General features: G+C 71.5%; 17 protein-coding genes. 10 read left to right on the forward strand and 7 right to left on the reverse strand.

The window, feature by feature from the left end; all coding sequences use genetic code 11:
* Positions 1-9: 9 nt before the first annotated feature.
* A complete protein-coding gene (locus EZM51_RS14085; RefSeq protein ID WP_136708944.1) occupies positions 10-1,440 on the forward strand; it encodes a DUF2252 domain-containing protein in 1,431 nt (476 codons plus the stop codon).
* A gap of 3 nt (positions 1,441-1,443) precedes the next feature.
* Here the strand turns inward: EZM51_RS14085 and EZM51_RS14090 are convergent, their stop codons facing one another.
* Complete coding sequence (locus EZM51_RS14090; RefSeq protein ID WP_136708945.1) at positions 1,444-2,025, reverse strand: YdeI/OmpD-associated family protein; 582 nt, start codon at positions 2,023-2,025, stop codon at positions 1,444-1,446.
* Between the two features lie 202 nt (positions 2,026-2,227).
* Between EZM51_RS14090 and EZM51_RS14095 the strand changes: the two genes are divergently transcribed.
* The 5 genes from EZM51_RS14095 (at position 2,228) to EZM51_RS14115 (ending at position 6,673) form a co-directional block, all read left to right on the forward strand.
* Positions 2,228-3,025, forward strand: coding sequence for a phosphatase PAP2 family protein (locus EZM51_RS14095; protein ID WP_248305664.1), 798 nt, complete (start codon positions 2,228-2,230; stop codon positions 3,023-3,025).
* Complete coding sequence (locus EZM51_RS14100; protein ID WP_136708946.1) at positions 3,022-3,759, forward strand: phosphatase PAP2 family protein; 738 nt, start codon at positions 3,022-3,024, stop codon at positions 3,757-3,759. Before EZM51_RS14095 ends, EZM51_RS14100 begins: the two co-directional genes overlap by 4 nt.
* 131 nt (positions 3,760-3,890) lie before the next feature.
* Positions 3,891-4,601, forward strand: coding sequence for a hypothetical protein (locus tag EZM51_RS14105; RefSeq protein WP_136708947.1), 711 nt, complete (start codon positions 3,891-3,893; stop codon positions 4,599-4,601).
* Positions 4,602-4,657: 56 nt separating this feature from the next.
* Complete coding sequence (locus EZM51_RS14110) at positions 4,658-6,274, forward strand: alpha/beta hydrolase (protein WP_136708948.1); 1,617 nt, start codon at positions 4,658-4,660, stop codon at positions 6,272-6,274.
* A gap of 12 nt (positions 6,275-6,286) precedes the next feature.
* Positions 6,287-6,673 carry a hypothetical protein gene (locus EZM51_RS14115; protein WP_136708949.1) on the forward strand — a complete coding sequence of 129 codons (387 nt, stop codon included), beginning with the start codon at positions 6,287-6,289 and terminating at the stop codon, positions 6,671-6,673.
* On the opposite strand, the gene EZM51_RS14120 is transcribed toward EZM51_RS14115, so the two are convergent.
* From EZM51_RS14120 to EZM51_RS14130, 3 genes are all read right to left on the reverse strand, one after another.
* Positions 6,660-7,241, reverse strand: coding sequence for a hypothetical protein (locus EZM51_RS14120; RefSeq protein ID WP_136708950.1), 582 nt, complete (start codon positions 7,239-7,241; stop codon positions 6,660-6,662). The genes EZM51_RS14115 and EZM51_RS14120 overlap by 14 nt on opposite strands.
* Positions 7,238-7,609, reverse strand: a complete 372-nt coding sequence (locus EZM51_RS14125) for a rhodanese-like domain-containing protein (protein ID WP_136708951.1) — start codon at positions 7,607-7,609, stop codon at positions 7,238-7,240. The genes EZM51_RS14120 and EZM51_RS14125 overlap by 4 nt, the downstream gene beginning before the upstream one ends.
* 103 nt (positions 7,610-7,712) lie before the next feature.
* Complete coding sequence (locus EZM51_RS14130) at positions 7,713-8,768, reverse strand: hypothetical protein (RefSeq protein ID WP_136708952.1); 1,056 nt, start codon at positions 8,766-8,768, stop codon at positions 7,713-7,715.
* A gap of 31 nt (positions 8,769-8,799) precedes the next feature.
* Here EZM51_RS14130 and EZM51_RS14135 point away from each other — a divergent pair, with 31 nt between their 5' ends.
* Positions 8,800-9,189, forward strand: coding sequence for an NUDIX domain-containing protein (locus EZM51_RS14135; protein ID WP_211195920.1), 390 nt, complete (start codon positions 8,800-8,802; stop codon positions 9,187-9,189).
* On the opposite strand, the gene EZM51_RS14140 is transcribed toward EZM51_RS14135, so the two are convergent.
* Positions 9,146-9,796 (reverse strand): TetR/AcrR family transcriptional regulator, encoded by a 651-nt coding sequence (locus tag EZM51_RS14140; protein WP_136708953.1) that lies wholly within the window; start codon positions 9,794-9,796, stop codon positions 9,146-9,148. The genes EZM51_RS14135 and EZM51_RS14140 overlap by 44 nt on opposite strands.
* Before the next feature lie 67 nt (positions 9,797-9,863).
* Between EZM51_RS14140 and EZM51_RS14145 the strand changes: the two genes are divergently transcribed.
* The 3 genes from EZM51_RS14145 to EZM51_RS14155 all read left to right on the forward strand — a co-directional run bounded on the left by EZM51_RS14145 (position 9,864) and on the right by EZM51_RS14155 (position 12,341).
* Complete coding sequence (locus tag EZM51_RS14145; RefSeq protein WP_136708954.1) at positions 9,864-11,015, forward strand: FAD-dependent oxidoreductase; 1,152 nt, start codon at positions 9,864-9,866, stop codon at positions 11,013-11,015.
* A gap of 73 nt (positions 11,016-11,088) precedes the next feature.
* Entirely contained in the window at positions 11,089-11,559 is a 471-nt protein-coding gene (locus EZM51_RS14150; RefSeq protein WP_248305665.1) for a hypothetical protein, read from the forward strand.
* A 14-nt stretch (positions 11,560-11,573) separates the two neighbouring features.
* Complete coding sequence (locus EZM51_RS14155) at positions 11,574-12,341, forward strand: Crp/Fnr family transcriptional regulator (protein ID WP_136708955.1); 768 nt, start codon at positions 11,574-11,576, stop codon at positions 12,339-12,341.
* Between the two features lie 34 nt (positions 12,342-12,375).
* Here the strand turns inward: EZM51_RS14155 and EZM51_RS20600 are convergent, their stop codons facing one another.
* Together EZM51_RS20600 and EZM51_RS14160 are read right to left on the reverse strand one after the other, a co-directional pair.
* Positions 12,376-12,519 carry a hypothetical protein gene (locus EZM51_RS20600; RefSeq protein WP_169053916.1) on the reverse strand — a complete coding sequence of 48 codons (144 nt, stop codon included), beginning with the start codon at positions 12,517-12,519 and terminating at the stop codon, positions 12,376-12,378.
* A 26-nt stretch (positions 12,520-12,545) separates the two neighbouring features.
* The gene (locus tag EZM51_RS14160; protein WP_136708956.1) at positions 12,546-14,009 is read right to left on the reverse strand and encodes an FAD/NAD(P)-binding oxidoreductase; all 1,464 of its coding nucleotides are present in this window, start codon (positions 14,007-14,009) and stop codon (positions 12,546-12,548) included.
* Positions 14,010-14,017: the final 8 nt, after the last annotated feature.

Genomic DNA, 14,017 nt, shown 5'->3' on the forward strand with positions numbered 1-14,017 from the left:
GGAGTGCTCGTGAACGAGGCATCCGACACCGCACCGCCGCCGACCGACTTCGCCGCCCGCGAGGCGTGGGGCAGGCGGGCCCGGCGCCGCGTGCCCAGGTCGAGCCACGCGGGATGGCGACCCCCCGCAGACCGCCCGGATCCGGTGGCGCTGCTCGAGGGGCAGGCGGAGACCCGCGTGCCCGAGCTCGTGCCGATCCGGCACGCCCGGATGCTCGCGTCGCCGTTCGCCTTCTACCGGGGCGCCGCCCTGCTCATGGCAGCCGACCTCGCGACCACGCCCGACTCCGGCCTCCCCGTGCAACTCTGCGGTGACGCCCACCTCGCGAACTTCGGGCTGTTCGGCACCCCGGAACGCCGGTTGCTCTTCGACATCAACGACTTCGACGAGACCCTGCCCGGGCCATGGGAGTGGGACCTCAAGCGCCTCGCCGCGAGCTTCGAGGTGGCGGGCCGTCACCGCGGCTTCACCGACGCCGAGCGCGTCGCGGTCGCTCGCAACGTCGTGCGGGGATACCGGGAACGGATGTCGCGAGCCGCCGCATCCCGGGTGCTCGACGCGTGGTACGACCGGCTCGACGCCAATCAGGTGGCTGCGTGGGTGCGTGCCGAACGGGAGGCGAACCGCCTCGACAAGCAACTCGTGAAGCGTGCCGAGACGGCGATCGCCAAGGCGCGCACGCGCGACAGCCTGCGGGCGTTCTCGAAGCTGGTGCACCGGGTGGACGGCGAGTTGCGGATCATGGCCGACCCGCCGCTCATCGTTCCCTACGAGGACCTGCTCCCGCTCGATCGCTCTCACGAGGACGACGTCGCGGTGATGCGCGGGATCCTGCGGAGCTACGAGGCCACGCTGCCGGGTGCGAGGCATCCGGTCGCCGAGTTCAGCTTCGTGCACATGGCGCGGAAGGTCGTCGGCGTCGGCAGCGTCGGCACCCGGGCCTGGATCCTGCTGCTGCGCGGACGCGACGACGACGACCCGCTGCTGCTCCAGGCGAAGCAGGCCGAAGCATCGGTGCTCGAGCGGTACCTGTCGCCGAGCGGATACCCCCAGCACGGTGAGCGCGTCGTGCGCGGACAGCGGCTCATGCAGGCGGCGAGCGATCTCTTCCTGGGCTGGCAGCAGGTGACGGGGCCCGACGGCGTCGTGCGCGACTTCTACCTGCGCCAGCTGCACGACTGGAAGGGCGGCGCCGACCTCGACGTGATGGTGCCATCCGGCGCCATGCTCTACGCGACCGCCTGCGGTGAGACGCTCGCGCGGGCGCACGCCCGCTCGGGCGACCGGGTGGCGATCGCCGCGTACCTCGGGTCGAGCGACCGGTTCGATCGTGCGCTCGCCGAGTTCGCGTCCGACTACGCCGACCAGAACGAACGCGACTTCGCCGCCTTCGCCGACGCCGTGGCATCCGGTCGATTGGCGGCGGCGGAGCTCGCCTGATCGTCAGCCGGTGCCCGGCCGCACATTCCGCGCGGCCTGTCGCACGGTCTCGGCGATGCGCCGCTCGCGCGTCTCGGAGCGCTTCGCGAGCGCGATCCAGCCGAGCGCCATCCGTCGCGCCGACGGCGGGAACGCCTCCCAGTTGGCGCGGGCGACGGGGTCGTCGTCGAGCCGGGCCGCGAGCTCGGGGGGCTCGATGAGGCGTTCGGCGTCGTCGAACATGTTCCACGTGCCGTTGGCCTTCGCGGCCTCGACGGCGGCGCGGCCGGCCGGCTGCATCCGTCCCTCGGCCTCGAGGCGCTGCACGCGGGCCTTGTTGCTCGCCGCCCAGCCGCTCGACGGACGGCGTGGCGCATACCATTGGGCGCCGCGCTCGTCGTCGATGGTCTTCGCCTGGCCGTCGATCCAGCCCACCGCCAGCGCCTCGAGCACCGCGTCGTCGTAGTCGATCCGCGGTCTGCCCGTGGCCGTGCGCCAACTCACCAGCCAGGCACCCGACGACGTATCGTGATGCTCGGCCAGCCAGTCTCGCCACGCGTCGAGCGTCTCGAGGTGGAGATGCGGGGCATCCGCTCGACGCGCCATGTGCTCACGCTACCGGCGGGGTCCGACACCGCGCACGGCGCGCGTCGAGGACGCCACCCGTGGCCGATGACGAGGGCCCGTCGAGTCGGCACTGCACCGACGACGGCGCCCGCCGCAACCCCCTCCGGAGGCGGGACCCGACGTGTCATCATGGGCCATCCCGGCCGAGCGTCCTGCCTTCGGCCGGACGAGGAGGTGCGCGGTGAGCGAGACGGAGAAGAGACGGGCGGGACGGATGCGGCGGTTCCACGAACGGTTCATGGTCGAGGAACGCGTGGTCGTCGGTTCCGGGAAGCGGAACCTCTACATCGTCGCGGGCACGTTGTTCGTACTCGGCCTCACCGGCTTCTTCATCGTGCTCGACTCGATCCTCGAGGCCGACGACCTGTCGTTCATCGACGCGCCCGTCGAGGCATGGCTCGAGTCCGGCCGCGACGAGTGGCTGACGACGTTCATGATCGTGCTGGCGATCGTGTTCGGCCCGATCGTGATGCCGATCATCATCCTCGTCACCACGGTGACATGGGGGCTGCTCGCGAAGCACGCATGGCGCCCGGTGCTGCTCGCCGGCGGCATGATCCTGGGCGTCATCATGGTGCAGGCCCTCGCCCCGATCATCGCGCGCGACCGACCACCCGCCGAGGAGATGATGATCGGCTACGACCCGACGTCGTCGTTCCCGTCGGGTCACGTCATGGGCGTCGCCGACTTCCTCTTCATCGGCACGTACCTCGTGTTCTCGCGACACCGGCGACCCCTGATCACGTTCCTCGCGTTCGCCGCCGCGGCCGTCGTCGTGCTGCTCACCGCCGCCTGCCGGATCTACCTCGGATATCACTTCGCGACCGACGCGGTCGGCTCGATCTTCCTCTCCCTCGTGGTGCTCGGCATCGTGATCGCCGTCGACACCTGGCGCACGGTGCGCGTCGGCACTCGCGAGGAGGCGGCCGCGGTGGAGTCGGGCGACGAGACGATCGGATCGGAGGAACGGGCGCGATGAGCACCGAGGAGTCGCCGTCGCCCCCCGAGCCGCCCGAGGGGCGGACGCATTATGCGCCGGCGCCGGTGCGGGTCAGCCGACGCCCCTGGATGTGGACGGGCGTGATCGCGCTCGCCGCGGTCGTCGCGATCGGCGTGGTCATCGTCATCAACCAGGCGCGCGAGCCGTTCGAGTTCGAATCGGCGTTGATGAGCGCGGTCGCCGCCGGCCGCACCCCGGCCGTCACGTCGGCGGCGCTCGCCCTCGACCGGCTCGGCAGCGGCCTCGTCTCGAGCTTCGTCGTGCCCGCGGTCGTCGTGATCGGGATGCTGCTCTGGCGCCGACCGTGGGCGGCGGTCTTCTTCGTCGCCGCGATCGCGGCGAGCGGGCTGGTCACGCGCGTCCTCAAGGTGCTCGTCGGCCGGGTGCGACCCGAGGACATCCTCGTGCACCCCGACTTCGGTTCGTTCCCGTCGGGGCACGCGTCGAACGCGGCGGTGATCGCGACGGCGCTCGGCCTGATCCTCCTCCGCACGTGGGTGTGGGTCGCCGGCGCGGCGTACACGCTGCTGATGATGGCGAGCCGCATGTACCTCGGTGCGCACTGGATCTCCGACGTGTTCGGCGGCATGCTCGTGGGCGCGGGGGCCGCGCTGGTCGTGTGGGCGCCGTTCGCGGAGAAGCTCTACCGCGAGAACCGGATGCCGCATCCGCCGATCTGGCAGAGGGTCGAGCACCACCCGCGCGACGCCTGACCCCGAACTGGGGTGGATCCGCCGGCGTGACGTGCCGGTTCGCGGCCGTAACCTGAGCACGTCGCACGTCGCACGTCGCACGTCGCACGTCGCACGCCGCACGCCGCACGCCCAGAGCCCCGGGAGCCGCCATGTCCGCCGAGACCCCGATCGCCCCGCGCGACTCCGCCGCGGCATCCGTCGCCGATGAGCAGCGCAAGAAGGATCGCCTCGAGCTGGTCATCGCGATCCTCCTCGGCATCGTGTCGATCGGCATCGCCTACGCGTCGTTCCAGGCCGCGCTGTACGACAGCCGGATGGCCGGCGCCTACCAGCGCGGGACGGCCCTGGCGGGCGAGGCGGAGTCGCTCTACCTCGAGGGCAACCAGACGTACGTGCAGGACGCCGAGCTCTGGAACCAGCTCCTGCAGCTGTCGATCGAGGCCGAGGGCAGCGACCCCGTGGCGGCCGCCAATGCGCAGAGCACGGCCGACGTGCTCGTGTTCCAAGCGGTCTCGGAAGACCTCGCCGCCGCCATCCAGTGGGCCGACGCCGAGAATGCCGCCGACCCCGAGACCTACTACAGTCCCCTCGACAGCGAGGACTACCTGGCCGCACTGTTCGGCGGCTATCACGAGACGAAGGCCGAGGCGGATGCGGCCGTGGTCGAGGGTGACGAGGCGAACAGCCTCAGCGACCGGCTCATGCTCTACACGGTGCTGATGTCGATCTCGCTGTTCCTCCTCGGCATCGCCGCGGTCGTGCGGCAGTACCGCGTGCAACTGCTGCTCGTCATCAGCGGCTCGGCGATCTTCGCGGTCTCGGCGATCCTGACCGCGATGGTGCCGTTCATCGGGCTGTAGGTTCGTCGGGAGGTAGGTTCGTCCCAGGAGATGAAGCCGAGCAGAGGAGCGGCGCCGTGACCAGGGGAACGCCGCCCGCGACGACAACGCGGGTCGAGGTGCGGGTGCTCGGGCGTTTCGAGGTGGCGGTCGACGGGGTCACCCTCGACCCGGCGGGCTTCGCGCGGCGAGACGCCGCCCACCTCCTGAAGCTGTTGGCGCTCACCCCGAGCCACCGCCTGCACCGCGAACAGGTGATCGACGCGCTCTGGCCAGAGGCGACGCCCGAGTCGGTCGCCAACCGCCTGCACAAGGCCGCCCACTTCGTGCGGCGCGCCACCGGCCGCCACGACGCGATCGTCCTGGAAGGTGACACCGTCGCCCTCTTCCCGTACGCCGACCTCAGGGTCGACGCGCTCGAGTTCGAGGAGGCGGCGGGCCGCGCGACATCCGTTCGCCATCCGGCGATGGCCGAGGCGGCCGTCGAGGCGGCGCTGGCCGGGTACGCCGGCGACCTCCTGCCGTTCGACCTCTACGAGGACTGGACGGGCATCCACCGCCGGCGGCTGCAACTGCTGCGCCGCGATCTGCTGCGCCGAGCCGGCCGGTTCGAGCAGCTCGTGGCGATCGACCCGACGGACGAGGACGCCCACGTCGCGATCATGCGCGCGCGGCTCGACGCCGGCGACCGCACCGGCGCACTGCACCAGTACGACCTGCTCGCACGCACGCTCGAGGCCGAGTTCGGGTTCGGCCCCGGCGTCGAGGCGCGCGAGCTGCGCGAGCGGGCGCTCGACCGTCGATCGGCTGCGGCCCGTGCGCGCGAATCCCCACCCGTCGATGCGGAACCCCTCACCCAGCAGGTGCGGTTCTGCACCGCGGTCGACGGGGTGCGCCTCGCCTACGCGACGAGCGGCGCCGGCCCGCCCCTGGTGAAGGCGAGCAACTGGCTGACGCACCTCGACCACGACTGGACGAGTCCCGTCTGGCGGCACATGTGGCAGGCCCTCTCGCGGACGCACACCCTCGTGCGCTACGACGAGCGAGGCTGCGGGCTCTCCGACTGGGACGTCGACGTCGAGTCGTACGCCCTCGACGCGTGGGTCCGCGACCTCGAGACCGTGGTGGACGACCTCGGCCTGGAGCGGTTCCCATTGCTCGGCATCTCGCAGGGTGGGCCGATCGCGATCACCTACGCGGCGCGGCATCCCGAGCGGGTCAGCCACCTGATCGTCTTCGGCACCTGCGCACGTTCGACCTGGGCGAGGGCGACCGATGACGAGCGTCGCGAACTGGCGGCGCTCGGTGAGCTGATGAAGGTCTCGTGGGGAAGCGAGCAGTCGGGTTTCCGGCAGGTGTACGACGCGCGGTTCCTGCCAGACGGGCCGCTCGACACCTGGCGCGCGTTCGACGAGCTGCAGCGCCGTTCCACTTCGCCCCGCAACGCGTTCCGTCTCTGGCGCGCGTTCGGTTCCCTCGACTGCACGGCCGAGGCCCGCCGTATCGACGTGCCGACGCTCATCCTGCACACGACGGGCGACCGCGTCTGGTCGTTCTCGGAGGCGGAGGAGCTGCACGCCATGGTCGCCGGCAGCCGACTCGTCGGGCTGCCCGGCCGCAACCACATCCTGCAGGCCGACGAGCCGGCGTTCGCCATGTTCACCGAGGAGGTCGAGCGCTTCCTCGCCGAGTGAGGGCGTGATGGAATGGGTGAGCGAGCACTCGTGCGCGCAGGCGGGGGCGGATCGATGGGCGACGCGGCGATCGACCGGTCGACGGTGAAGCGCCGTCGACTCGAGGCGGCGGAGGAGTTGTCGATGCTCCTCGGCGACACGACCGCATGCGCCATCGCGAAGGACGGCCGCTCGTATCCCGCAGGCAAGTTCCACGAGGGCCGGATCGCCGCCCTGGGCGACCTCCTGCGGCGCACCGACGCCGCGTCGACGCCCGAGGGGATCGCGGATGCCGCGACCGAGCTGCGCTCGGAGTGGGAGCACCGGGTGGTGCCGGGCGGCGGCGAGAGCCGCGACTGGGAGAGCTACCGTGCCGGCGGCGTGCAGGCGCTCGGCGAGTTCGCCGTCACGGGCGACTGAGGTCGTCGGCGGGCGAGGTGGCGTCCGCCGGAGTGGCGGTCGCGCCGCGGCGCGCCGGGAAGAGGGGTCGGCAGGTGGTGCAGGTGAGGCCCTCGAGGGAGTCGCCGCCCGCCTCGAGACGCCGGCGTTCGGCGATCATGCGACGTTCACGCGACATCCGATCGACCAGGCCGTAGACGAGCAGCGCGAGCGCGGCGAGGGCGAACACCGGTCGCACCAACGGGTCGATCATCGGCGCGGCGCTGACCTGCTCGGTCGCGAGCGAGAGCCCGACGAAGCCCAGGACGGGCCAGCGGAGGTCGCAGACGACGGGCTCGGCGCCCGCCGGTGCGCTGCGGAAGGTGGCGACGACGAGCCCGAACAGCAGCGCGCCCGCCGCGATGACGGGCCACGCCCACCAGGTTGCAGGCGTCGCCTGCGTGACGAGGCCCCCGGTCGCGACGAGCAGCGCGGCCGCGCCGACGCCCGCGCCGACCGCGATCCAGCCGCGCGACCGGGGCCAGGATCGCAGCTCGGCGAACGAGCGGTTCGCGCGGTCGACGAGGCGCGCCGCCGAGGAGCGGATCACTTCGTGATCGCGAGGCCCGTGGCGTTCGACGCGGCATCGACCCCGCCGGCGTTCACGAGCGACGTGAAGCCGAGTGCCTCCATGCGGTCGATCGCCGCTGCCGAGCGGTTGCCCGAACGGCAGTAGACGACGTACTCGCCGTCGGTCGGCAGCTCGGAGACGAGGGAGTCGAACTCGGGCGACTGCACGTCGATGTTGATCGCGCCCTCGAGGTGGCCCCCGGCATACTCGGCGGGCGTGCGCACGTCGATGACGACGGTGTCGGATGCCACCTCGATCGGGTCTGCGGTCTGGGCGCAGGCGGCGACGCCGAAGACCACGGCGGCCGCGACGGCGAGGGGGGCGAGCAGGCGGGTGAGGAGCTTCATGCGGATGATTCCTTGGGTCGGTGGTCGAAGACGACGCCCCCACGATACCAGAAATACCCCGGGGGTATTCCTTCGAGCCGTGGGAGTGCTCTTCGCCGGGCCGCTACCGCCCGAACATCGCGCCCGAGCGCATCCGCACGACCGTCATCACGATCGCCGCCGCGAACGCCACGATGAGCGCGGCCCACAGCACGGCGCCGGAGACGGCGAGCCAGCCGAGTTCCCAATGGCGGGCGAGTTCGACGGTGAGGGCGACCCACGCCGCGGTGGGGAAGCCGAAGCCCCACACCGGGAGCTGGAAGTGTAGCTCGCGGCGCTGGCGGGAGATGATGATGCCCGCGAAGACGGCCCACCAGAGGCCGAGGCCCCAGAGCATCGCGGCGAGGAGGAACGCCGCGCTCGTGGCATCCGGCCATGCCTCCGAGACGGCGGAGAGCCGGCTGATCGAGATGACCCCGAGGCCCCCGGCACCGATGGGAGCAAGCCAGATCCACCACGTCGGTGCGGCGTGCGGCGCCGGCGGCGAGGCGATGAGCAGGCGGCCGCCGACGATGGCGGCGAGGAGCAGGAACAGGCCGAATCCGATGCCCCAGGTCGCCACCGCGACGAACGCGAGCGAGGCCGGATCGACCGGCCCGCCGAGCACCTCGGTGCGCACGAGGATGCTCGGCACGAGCACGAGCGGCACGACGGGCACGAACCAGTTGCCGGAGACCGTCTGCAGCGGTACGTCGGTCGAGCCGATCACGCGCGTGTAGAAGGCGACGCCCACGATGAGGGTGCCCACGAGGCCCGGCACGAAGAACACGAGCGCGACCCAGAGCGCTGTCGTGCCGTCGACGAGGTCGATCACGCCGGCCTGCAGCACGGCGAGCGCCGCGATGAGCAGTGACGCGGGCCACGCCGCGGTCATCGCGCCCATCACGGGATTGGCCAGGTCGTCGACGACGGCCTCCCGGTGCGCCGTCATGCGGACGATGTACACGACGGAGGTCGCGACGGCGATGACGAGGGCGAGCACGAGGGTGACGGCTCCCACCACGTCGTCGACGCCGCTGCCGGCCCAGGGGTCGAGGAGCGAGACGAGGGCGATGCCGCTGGCGGTCATCGCGACGGCGCCCCATGCGGGGTGGAAGGTGGCGACGCGGGAGGTGGTCATGCTCCCAGTATGTCGTCGCTACCGTTGAGGTGTGGGGCGAACGATGGCGGTGAGTGCGGTGGTGACGGATGCCGCGGGCCGCATCCTGCTCGTGCAGCGGTCGGGGCCCCCGGAGGCCGGCCGGTGGACCCTGCCGGGCGGACGGGTCGAGTCCGGCGAGCGCCCGGTCGATGCCGCCGCCCGGGAGGTGCTCGAGGAAACGGGCCTGGACGTTCGGGTGGCCTCGGAACTCGGCACGATCGAGCGGGCCACGCCCGACGGCGGGGTGTTCGAGATCCACACGTTCGCCGCCGAGTACCGGGGCGGCACGCCGGTCGCGGGCAGTGACGCCGCCGCCGCGCGCTGGGTCGATGCCGACGAACTCCGCGACCTCGAGCTCACTCGCGGCCTGCGCGACCTCCTCGAGCGGTGGCGACGCTGACGGGGGCGTGCGGGCCGGGGGCGTGCGGACCCATGGCGAGCGGCAGCACGACCTCGTCGAGGATCCGGTCGATGAACGCGTCGTCGATGGGGTCGCCGGTGATGAGCAGGCGATGCCAGAGGATCGCCTGGCCCACTTCGCTCACGAGGTCGACGGGCGTGCCGGGATCGACCTCGCCGCGAGCGACCGCCCGGGCGAAGATCTCTCGCATGGCCTCGCGCCGCCAGCCCACGATGTCGGACCGGAAGGCGGCACGCAGCACCGCGTCGTGGGGGATCGCGCCGACGAGTACTGGGTAGAGCGCGGCCTGCGGGGTCCCGAAGGATGCCGCCCAGCCGGCGAGCACCGAACGGATGTCGCCGCGCAGCGAGCCCGTGTCCTCAGGGGGCACGAGGTACTTCGCGGCCGAGAGGAGCGCGTCGCGCACGAGCGCGCCGGCATCCGGCCAGCGGCGGTAGAGCACGGGCTTGCTGGTGCCGATGCGAGCGGCGACCGCCTCCATGGTCACGCCGCCGACCCCCTCCTCGGCGAGCAGCGACAGGGCGGCGGTCCTCGCCGCCTCGCCCACCTCGGCACTGCTTCGTCGTCTCGTCGGGGGCCGCTGCATGCGCATCAGTGTAGTGGTGCCATGTTTCGATAGATACGGTAACGTATCTATCGAAGGGAGCAACATCATGCGAATCGTCATCGTCGGAGCCGGCATCGCCGGCCTCGCTGCCGCCGCGGGTCTGAGTCGGTCGGGGCACGAGGTGACCGTGGTCGAACGTGCCGGAAGGCTGGAGCCCGTCGGGGCCGGCATCGCCCTCGTCGCGAACGGATACCGGGCGCTCGACCACCTCGGCGTCGGTGATCGACTTCGGATGGACGTCGATCCGAGCTGGCAGGGCGGGCAGCGGACTCCGTCCGGACGCATGATCATGCCGATCCCGATCGCGCCCGACTACGGCGTGGTGCACCGTTCGGCCCTGCACGCCGTCCTGTTCGAGGCCGCGTCGGGCGCGGAGTTCCAGCTCGGTCACGAGGTCGTCGGGATCGACGACGGCGGGGTCGTGATCCGGGCGTCCGATCGCGGCGCGGACGCCCGTCCTGACCCGGTCGAGGCGATCGCCGCCGACCTCGTCGTCGGGGCCGACGGGATCCGCAGCATCGTGCGGTCGTCGATGCCCGACGACCCCGGGCTTCGCTACTCCGGCTACTCCGCCTGGCGCGGCGTCACCGAGACGACCGTCGACATGGCGGGTCGCGTGGGTGAGAGCTGGGGGTACCGGGAGCGCTTCGGCTACGTTCCCCTCGCGGATGGGCGTGCGTACTGGTTCGGCGTGGCGAGCCTTCCGGCCGGCACGGTCTACCCCGACGAGGCGGCCGAGGTCGACCGCCGGTTCTCGAACTGGCACGAGCCGATCCCCGCGCTGCTGGCGGCGACTCCGCCGGAACGGGTCATCCGCCACGACATCGACGAACTGCGACGTCCGCTGCGCTCGTACGTTCGCGGGCGGGTGGTGCTCGTCGGCGACGCCGCGCACGCGATGACGCCGAACCTGGGGCAGGGCGGCGGGCAGGGTCTCGAGGACGCGGTGACCCTGAGCGTCCTGCTCGCCGGAGCGGATGCAGCCGGGGTCCCCGCCGCCGCACTCGCCGAGTACGACCGACTGCGCAGGCCCCGGTCGCAGGCCATCGCGCGGCGCTCGCGCAACATCGGCCGGATCGCGCACCTGAGGGGGCGGGCGGCGGTCCCCGTGCGGGACGCGCTCCTTCGGCTCACCCCGGCGAGCGCCCTCGAGTCCGCGACGCGAGAGCTCACCGATTGGCAGTTGCCCGCTGTGTGAGCTGGATCGCAGACGTCGGCCGTCGACGAGTCGTACCGTCGGTGCACCGACCGTTTCGAGAAAGGGCACGACGATGAGCACCACGACCAGCAGCACGACCCACGGGCGCACCGCCACGGCAGGGACCACGGCCGCCTTCGGACGCCGGGTGGCGGCGGGCGCGATCGGCGGTGTCGCCGGCGGCATCGTCTTCGGCATGCTCATGGCGATGATGGGGACGCTGCCGATGATCGCCGGCATGGTGGGCTCCGACTCGCCGTTCGTCGGCTTCGCCGTGCACCTCATGATCTCGATCATGATCGGTCTCGGGCTCACCGTGCTGTTCGGCAACCTCCTCCTCACGACGTACGTGCGGGGCCTCCTCGTCGGAATGGCCTACGGGGCGATCTGGTGGGTCCTCGGGCCGCTGGTCGCGATGCCCATGATGTTCGGGATGCCGCCGTTCACGTTCGACGCCACGACGTTGCCGTCGCTGATGGGCCACGTGCTCTACGGTGGCATTCTGGGTGTCGTCGCCGTCGCGACCCTCGTGCGGCGGCGATGATCGAGCAGTGCGCCATGGATGTGACGTCGGCACCGGTCGCGGAGCGGCGCCCCTGGGCACCCGAGCGGCGGGAGGCGAACCCCTTGAAGCCCTCAGGCGGGGAGCCGTTCAGCTGCCTCAGCGAGGTGGACCTGTTCGCCGACCTCACCGCGGCGGAGATCGCCGCCTTCGACCGGATGGCGCCCGCGAGGAGCTTCCGCAACGGCGAGCTGATCTTCAGTCAATCCCAGCCCGTGACGGCGCTGTTCATCCTGAAGGCCGGGCGCGTGCGCATCTTCCGGGTCACCGAGGAGGGCAAGGCGCTCACGATGGCGATCCTGGAGCCGGGCGCGGTCTTCGGCGAGATGCTCCTCGTTGGGCAGCGGATGTACGACAACTACGCCGAGGCGATCGAGGACGCCGCGATCTGCCAGCTGAGCGTGCAGGAGGTGGAGCGCCACCTGCTCTCCGACCCGAGGATCGCGATCCGCATCTCCCGCCTGCTCGGCGAGCAGGTGGTGCGACTCGAGGAGCGGCTGACCGACCTCGCCCTGCGCCCGCTGCTGGCCCGGGTCGCGGGCACCCTCGTGCGGCTCGCCGCGTCGCAGCGCCGATCGCGTGCGGGCCATGTGATCATCCGCCTCACCCACGACCAGCTCGCCGGCCTGCTCGGCGCGACCCGCGAGTCGACGAGCAAGGCGATGGCCGACCTCGCGTCTCGCGGACTGATCCGCCAGGCGCGAGGCCGGATCGTGCTGCTCGATCTCGACGGGCTCGGCGTGCTGTCGAAGCAACTGGGCTGAGCGGAGCGGGCGCCCGGGTGACGCCGTGGTGCACTCAGTCGTGCTTGTGGGCGAGCCGGAAGATGCCCCACGAGAGTGCGACGAACCGAACGAACTGGATGATCGGATTGTTGCGCCGGCGGCGCTCGCGTTCGCTGGGAAGCGGCGCGGCCTGGATGCGCTCGTCGATGGTTGACATGGTCTCTCCTCGGGAGTTCGCGTCGATCATTCCGGGATCAGGTACCAGAACGGCAGGGCCTTGGCCTTGTAGATGAACGCGGTGTGCAGCATCCGCTTCAGCCAGTGTCCGGCGAGGCCGATCTCGCCGCGGGTCTCGGCGATGTCACGGCCCGCGGTGTCGGGGTACCGCTGGTAGTCGGGCACGACCGGCGACATCGTCATCGTCGCGGCGGAGCCGCGCAGCATGTGGGCACCGGTCGAGGCGATGCACGCGGCGGCGAGTTCGGGCATGGGGGCCTCGTGCGGGCGCGCGTCGCCGCCCTGCCGGATCAGGTCGACGATGGTGAACGCGGCGATCTTCCCCATCATGCCCGACGGCATGCCCGTGCGCGGAGGTGCGGGTGCCACGACGACGCCGGCTGCGGTGCGTGCCGGCCGGGTGATCGCGTGCGGCGGGGCGAACGCGATGCCGACGCCGAAGATGTTCGGGTTGCGCGGACTCCGATACGTGCGCGGCCAGTCGGCCGCACGCCATTCATCGAAGGGCTTGTCCCCGTAGTCGGCGTCGACCAGCATGAACCCGCTCGGCGCGAACAACTCCGACGTGATGTCGTTGCCGTCGCGGTCGTAGGCCTCGAGTCCGACCCCGCCGAACGGCGGAAGGAGCATCGCGAAGTCGTACTCGATGCTTCCCGGGCCGTCGGCGACCGAGTCGTAGTGGATGACGCGGTCGGTGATCTCGGTGGGGGCCGCGTGCGTGATGGCGCGGACGTCACGCTCGTGGAACAACGACTCCATCCACTCCGAGCTCGTGACGCGACGGCCCTTCTCCTCGAAGACCATGCCACCCACGCCGAAGTCGCCCAGTTCCGGCTCGTTGCTCAGGTAGACCACCTCGGCACGGTCGCGCACGCCGGCCTCGCGGAGTTCGTGGTCCACGTTGAGGGCGTACTCGAACGCGGCTCCTTCGCACGTGCAGGTGCCGTGTCCGATGCCCACGACGACCGTCTGTCGCTGTCCCGCCCGCAGTCGTGCGATGACGTCGTCCAACTGGGCGGCGGCGTCGACCGCATGCCCCGGGGTGCAGACGGAGGCGGTGTGGCCGCCGTCGGGCCCCAGGCCGGGGGTCGCCTCGAAGCGCAGCTTCGGGCCGGTCGCGTTGATGAGGTAGTCGTAGCGGAGCCGCGCCGTCTGTCCGCTCCGCTTCGGGTCGGTGTACCGGATGTCGACCGCGCCGCGCGCATCCTCCGCGTCGCCGTCGGGCCGGATCGCGGTGGCGAGGGCTTGGTGGAACTCGATGTGCTTCCGGCGGTAGATCGGCGCGAGGGGGAAGACGACCTTCTCCGCCGGCATCCTGCCGACGCCGACCCAGATGTTCGATGGAATCCAGTTCCACTTGGAGTTCGGCGAGACGACGACCACTTCGTGATCGGCGCCCAGCTTGCGCTTGGCGTGCAGGGCCGCGGTGTGGCCGGCGACTCCGGCGCCGAGGATGACGATGCGAGCCATGATTGGTT

Source organism: Agromyces sp. H66 (assembly GCF_004959775.1).
GTDB lineage: Bacteria > Actinomycetota > Actinomycetes > Actinomycetales > Microbacteriaceae > Agromyces.